5 protein-coding genes are annotated in these 5,486 nt (G+C 62.5%); 3 read left to right on the top strand and 2 right to left on the bottom strand.

What is annotated here, in order from left to right:
- Nucleotides 1–176 precede the first annotated feature (176 nt).
- Nucleotides 177–851 (bottom strand): signal peptidase I, encoded by a 675-nt coding sequence (gene lepB, locus AC1DMG_RS19300; RefSeq protein ID WP_441603224.1) that lies wholly within the window; start codon nt 849–851, stop codon nt 177–179.
- A gap of 139 nt (nt 852–990) precedes the next feature.
- On the opposite strand from lepB, the gene AC1DMG_RS19295 reads away from it, so the two are divergent.
- The gene (locus tag AC1DMG_RS19295; protein ID WP_441603225.1) at nt 991–1,416 is read left to right on the top strand and encodes a nuclear transport factor 2 family protein; all 426 of its coding nucleotides are present in this window, start codon (nt 991–993) and stop codon (nt 1,414–1,416) included.
- 63 nt (nt 1,417–1,479) lie between these two features.
- On the opposite strand, the gene ppsA is transcribed toward AC1DMG_RS19295, so the two are convergent.
- A complete protein-coding gene (gene ppsA / locus AC1DMG_RS19290; protein WP_477180925.1) occupies nt 1,480–3,852 on the bottom strand; it encodes a phosphoenolpyruvate synthase in 2,373 nt (790 codons plus the stop codon).
- A gap of 235 nt (nt 3,853–4,087) precedes the next feature.
- On the opposite strand from ppsA, the gene ppsR reads away from it, so the two are divergent.
- A complete protein-coding gene (gene ppsR / locus AC1DMG_RS19285; RefSeq protein ID WP_477180924.1) occupies nt 4,088–4,903 on the top strand; it encodes a posphoenolpyruvate synthetase regulatory kinase/phosphorylase PpsR in 816 nt (271 codons plus the stop codon).
- 16 nt (nt 4,904–4,919) lie between these two features.
- The gene (locus AC1DMG_RS19280) at nt 4,920–5,399 is read left to right on the top strand and encodes a DUF1249 domain-containing protein (protein WP_441603228.1); all 480 of its coding nucleotides are present in this window, start codon (nt 4,920–4,922) and stop codon (nt 5,397–5,399) included.
- The last annotated feature ends 87 nt before the right edge of the window (nt 5,400–5,486 follow it).

Below are 5,486 nucleotides of genomic sequence, written 5' to 3'. Positions count from 1 at the left end.
GGATTCGAACCCACGGTACGCTTACACGTACGCCTGATTTCGAGTCAGGTACATTCGACCACTCTGCCACCTCTCCAAAGATGTGCGTGTGGTCCACGCGAGCCGGCGATTTTACGTGGTGTGGGGATGGCTGGCAATGGGGGTAGGGCGATTTCTACTCGCATGAGCGCAATCGGCTAGCGCAGTGCGGTGCCCCAGCGGTCGCCGCGTGGCAAATAGTGGTTGCCCGGATCCAGTGAGAGGGCGACGCGGGTGGCTCGGCCGGTGATCTCATTGCGCGGGAAGAAACCGAAATAGCGCGAGTCGGCGCTGTTGTCGCGGTTGTCGCCAAGCAGCAGGTAGTGGCCTGGTGGCACGGTTACCGGGCCGAAATCGTGGGTGTGCCCCTGGGCGGCGATCGACCAGCGCACGGCGTGGCTGAGCTGTCCGGTGTTTTCCATGGCGTACAGCGCGGGGTCTTCGCGGTCGTCGCGGATGCCGGTGACCTGGGTGTAGCGGTAGTCCGCAGCCTTGCCGTTCACATAGAGGTGGTTCTGCAGCAAGGCGATCTGGTCGCCAGGGACGCCGATCACGCGTTTGACCAGGCGCTCGCCAGCGGCGCTGGAGTCCAGCACCACGATATCCCCGCGTTGCGGGTCGGCGCGGTGGATCAGCGACACATGGGTGAACGGTACGCGCAGATCGTAGGCTGCCTTGTCGACCACGATGCGGTCGCCGATTTCGATGGTCGGCTGCATGGAGCCGGTGGGCACCACGTTCCAGTCGGCGACGGCGCTGCGGAACATGAACATGCAAAGCATGAAGGTGAGGAAGCCCTTGTTGCTTGCCAGTAGCCTGGTCAGTCGTTGCATGGACGTGCCCCTCCGCTCGCGTTTCTGTGTGGACCGCGCCGCGTACCTTTAGTTTCATGCCTGAAGAGAGCAAGCAAAGACATGCGCGCCCGGCCGCCGGGAGCGAAGCTTTTCCCACGAGGACACTTGGGAGAGCGATATGAATTCAGCAAGCCTGGTACTTCTGGCGGCTGGCCTGGTTGGTTCGGCACACGCAGCGCCATCGCCGCGAGCCGTTGTGCAGGCGATGTTCGACGCCTTCAATCGACACGATGCAGCGGCGATGGCCCAGCTATATGCGAACGATGCCAGGCTGGCCTCTTCCGATTTCTGTGCCGTTCGCAACGGGCCGACCGAAGTGCTGCGCACGTATCGCGAGTTGTTTGCGGCGTTTCCCGATATTCGCGACGAGATCGACCAGGTGGTGGTGGAGGGAGATCATGTGGCGGTGCGTTTCGTCGCCAGGAGCGGGCAGGGAAGTTCGGCACTCGCCATGCCGATTGCCACGTTTCTCACCGTGCAGCAGGGGCTGATTCAATCCGACGAGAGCACGTTCGATACGGGTGGGCGGGCCTGTATGCCTTGATGCCGCGCAAAAAAGAAGGGCGGTGTCGCCACCGCCCTTCGAGTCACCCATGCCTAGGCAGAATTACGCGGCCTTGCGCTTGGCCAGGCGTAGCCAGGTATCCACCACCGTGTMCGGGTTGAGCGAGACCGACTCGATGCCCTGGTCCATCAGCCATTCGGCAAGATCCGGGTGGTCGGACGGACCCTGGCCGCAGATGCCGATGTACTTGCCCTTGTCGCGGGCGGTCTTGATGGCCATGGCCAGCAGCTTCTTCACTGCCGGGTCGCGCTCGTCGAACAGGTTGGCGACGATGCTGGAGTCGCGGTCCAGGCCCAGGGTGAGCTGGGTGAGGTCGTTGGAGCCGATGGAGAAGCCGTCGAAGATGTCGAGGAACTCGTCTGCCAGCAGGGCGTTGGACGGCACTTCGCACATCATGATGACCTTGAGGTCGTGCTCGCGCTGCTTGAGGCCGTTCTTGGCCAGCACCTCGATGACCTTGCGGCCTTCGCCCAGCGTGCGCACGAACGGAATCATCACCCACACATTGTCCAGGCCCATCACTTCGCGCACGCGCTTGACGGCCTTGCACTCCAGCCCAAACGATTCGGCAAAGCCCGGATCGACATAACGGCTGGCGCCGCGATAACCGATCATCGGATTCTCTTCATGCGGCTCGTAGCGCGAGCCGCCGATCAGGCCGGCGTATTCGTTCGACTTGAAGTCGGACAGGCGCACGATCACCGGCTTGGGATACACCGATGCCGCGATGGTGGCGATGCCTTCGGCGAGGCGATCGACATAGAACGACACGGGATCGGCATAGCCGGCCATGCGCTCGTCGATCTTCTTCTTGGTTTCCGCATCCTGCTTGGCGTATTCCAGCAGCGCCTTGGGATGCACGCCGATATGGCTGGCGATGATCATTTCCAGGCGGGCCAGGCCGATGCCGGCGTTCGGCAGCATGCCGAAGTCGAACGCGCGCTCCGGGTTGGCCACGTTCATCATGATCTTGAGCGGCGCGTCTGGCATGTCGCCGAGGTCTGCAGTGACGCGGTCGAACTTCAGCAGGCCCTCATAGATCGTGCCGGTGTCGCCTTCGGCACAGGACACGGTGACTTCCGCGCCGTCAGGAATCAGCTCCAGCGCATTGCCCGTGCCCACCACCGCAGGCACGCCCAGTTCGCGCGCGATGATGGCAGCGTGGCAAGTGCGGCCACCGCGGTTGGTGACGATGGCGGCGGCACGCTTCATCACCGGCTCCCAATCGGGATCGGTCATGTCGGCGATCAGCACGTCGCCGGTCTGCACCTTGTTCATGTCGGCCAGCGAGCGGATCACACGCGCCTTGCCCGAGCCGATCTTCTGGCCGATGGCGCGGCCTTCGGCCAGCACCTTGCCCTTTTCGTTGAGATGGAAGCGCTCCAGCTGCGTGGCATGTGCACGCGACTTCACCGTTTCCGGACGGGCCTGCACGATGTAGAGCTTGCCGGTGTTGCCGTCCTTCGCCCACTCGATGTCCATCGGGCGGTCGTAATGCTTCTCGATGATCAATGCCTGCCTGGACAGCTCCTGCACGTCTTCATCGGTGATGCAGAACTTGTTGCGCAGTTCCGCCGACGTTTCTTCGATGCGCACGCGCTCGCCGGGCTTGTCCGAATACACCATGCGCTGCTGCTTGGCGCCGAGGCTGCGTCGCAGCACAGCCGGCTTGCCGGCCTTCAGCGTGGGCTTGAACACGTAGAACTCATCGGGATTGACCGCGCCCTGCACGACCATTTCGCCCAGGCCGTACGAACCGGTGACGAACACCACATCGCGGAAGCCCGACTCGGTGTCCAGCGTGAACAGCACGCCGGAGGCGCCCACATCCGAGCGCACCATCAACTGCACGCCGGCGGAAAGGAAGACATCTTCGTGCTTGAAGCCCTGATGCACGCGATAGGCGATGGCGCGGTCGTTGTAGAGCGAGGCAAAGACTTCCTTCACCTTGTGCAGCACGTCCTCGATGCCGACCACGTTGAGGAAGGTTTCCTGCTGGCCGGCGAACGATGCRTCSGGCAGGTCTTCGGCGGTGGCGGAGGAGCGCACGGCCACGGCGATATTCTCGGCGCCGGCATCCTTGCAGAGCTTGGCGTAGGCGTCGCGGATGGCCTTGTCCAGATCCGCCGGCAGCGGCGTCTCGGTGACCCATTCGCGGATTTCCTTGCCGGCAGCCGTCAGGGCCATCACGTCATCGACGTCGAGCGAGGCGAGCCGCTCCTGGATGCGCTTGGCCACGCCGCTCTTGTCGAGGTATTCCTGGAACGCGTCGGCGGTGGTGGCAAAACCACCCGGCACCGACACGCCGAGCTTGGCGAGATTGCCGATCATCTCGCCGAGCGACGCATTCTTGCCGCCAACCTTGCCCAGGTCGGTCATGCGCAGCGTGTCGAGCCAAAGCACCAGATCGTTCAAGGGAGTCTCCTCGAGAGCTCGTAGGGTTTCAAAAGTGGCGGTAGCCCGGTTTCGAGGAGAAATCGGGCCACAAAGAACTGGTATTGTCCGCTGCCGATGGTGCGAAGCACAAGAAGACCATTCGGGTGAAAACCAGCGCCAACGCAATACCAGTCAGCCGTGAGTCAAGCAAAGACAGGCTTTTCACCTTGCGCTAAGGTGAGGGCCAAGAACCACCAGGGACTTTGGATCAGCCATGCAGCGAACCGTTTTCTATATCTCCGATTCCACTGGTATTACGGCGGAAACAATCGGCAACAGTATTTTGGCCCAGTTTGAGGGCGTGCAGTTCGACAAGCACCGCTTGCCGTTCATCGAMGACGCCCATAAAGCCGAGGCGGCAGCGCTGCGCATCAAGACCCGTTACGCGCAAACCGGCGAGCGTCCCATCGTGGTCAACACCATGGCCTCGCGCGAATTGTGCGAGATCGTGGCCGAGAGCGGCGGGTTGATGCTGGACGTGTTCGCGCCGTTCATCGGCCCGCTGGAGGATGAGCTGGGCGCCAAGCGATCCGGCGCGGTGAATCGCTCGCATGGCCTGGTCGACTTCGACAAATACGAGGCCCGCATCAATGCCACGAACTATGCGCTGTCACACGATGACGGTATTGATGTGGACTATGCTCAGGCCGACCTGATCCTGGTGGGGGTGTCGCGCTCGGGCAAGACGCCCACCTGTCTCTACATGGCCTTGCATTACGGTGTCAGCGCCGCCAATTACCCCTTGACCGACGACGACCTCGACAAACTCGAACTGCCGGCGCGCTTGCGTCCGTATAAGGATCGGCTGTTTGGTCTCACCATCGACCCCATGCGTTTGGCGCAGATTCGCGAACAGCGGCGCGCCGGCAGCCGTTATGCGACGCTGGAGCAGTGCCGCTGGGAACTGGCGCAGGCCGAAAAGCTGATGCGCCGCGAAAGCATTCCCAGCCTCAACACGACGCACGTGTCCATTGAAGAGATTGCGAGCAAGATCTTTGACCGCTTCGGAATCGAGCGGACCATGTTCTAAGGAGTTCGTACCGCCCATGAGTGCCGTATTAGACAGTCGCCAAGCCTTATTGCCAGGACGTTTCGGCTTCCTCATGGGGCTTTACGCCGAGAACTACCATCGGCTGGTGCGGCTGTTTACGCCGCAGGAGCTGGCCCCGGGGTTTTATCTGTCCAGCGTGGACGATGGCCTGGATGTGCGTTTGCAGGTGCAGGAACGGCATCCGTATACGCTGGAGCTCGAGCTCACCTACAACTTTGTCGATGCGCACACCGGCCAGCCGTCGCCGTCGGCGCAGTTACGCATGTACACCGACGCCCATGTGGCCGAGGCTTTGCACTGCCATCCAGGGCGTCACCTGTGGCAGGTGCTCGGGCCGTTCCCGCCGGCCAATACGGTGCTGCAGCACCGGCTGCGCATGAATGGGTTTCTCTCGCGCTGGCTGGAATACCTGGCGGAGCAGGGGCATTCGAAGGGGACGCTGGAGCGGCTGGAATCTCAGCACGCCGCGGACTGACCCTTGTGGGAGCGCACCTTGTGCGCGACTTGGGCCATCACGGCGCTGCTCCGTAGGTTTGTCGCGCACAGGGTGCGCTCCCACAGA

It is taken from the genome of Dyella sp. 01N36 (assembly GCF_056399745.1).
Note: the sequence above shows the minus strand (reverse complement) of the source record. Positions and strands in the feature narration are given on the sequence as shown.

Coding starts and splice junctions, on each gene's coding strand:
- lepB (WP_441603224.1), bottom strand. CDS start 851: ATGCAACGACTGACCAGGCTACTGGCAAGCAACAAGGGCTTCCTCACC.
- AC1DMG_RS19295 (WP_441603225.1), top strand. CDS start 991: ATGAATTCAGCAAGCCTGGTACTTCTGGCGGCTGGCCTGGTTGGTTCG.
- AC1DMG_RS19280 (WP_441603228.1), top strand. CDS start 4,920: ATGAGTGCCGTATTAGACAGTCGCCAAGCCTTATTGCCAGGACGTTTC.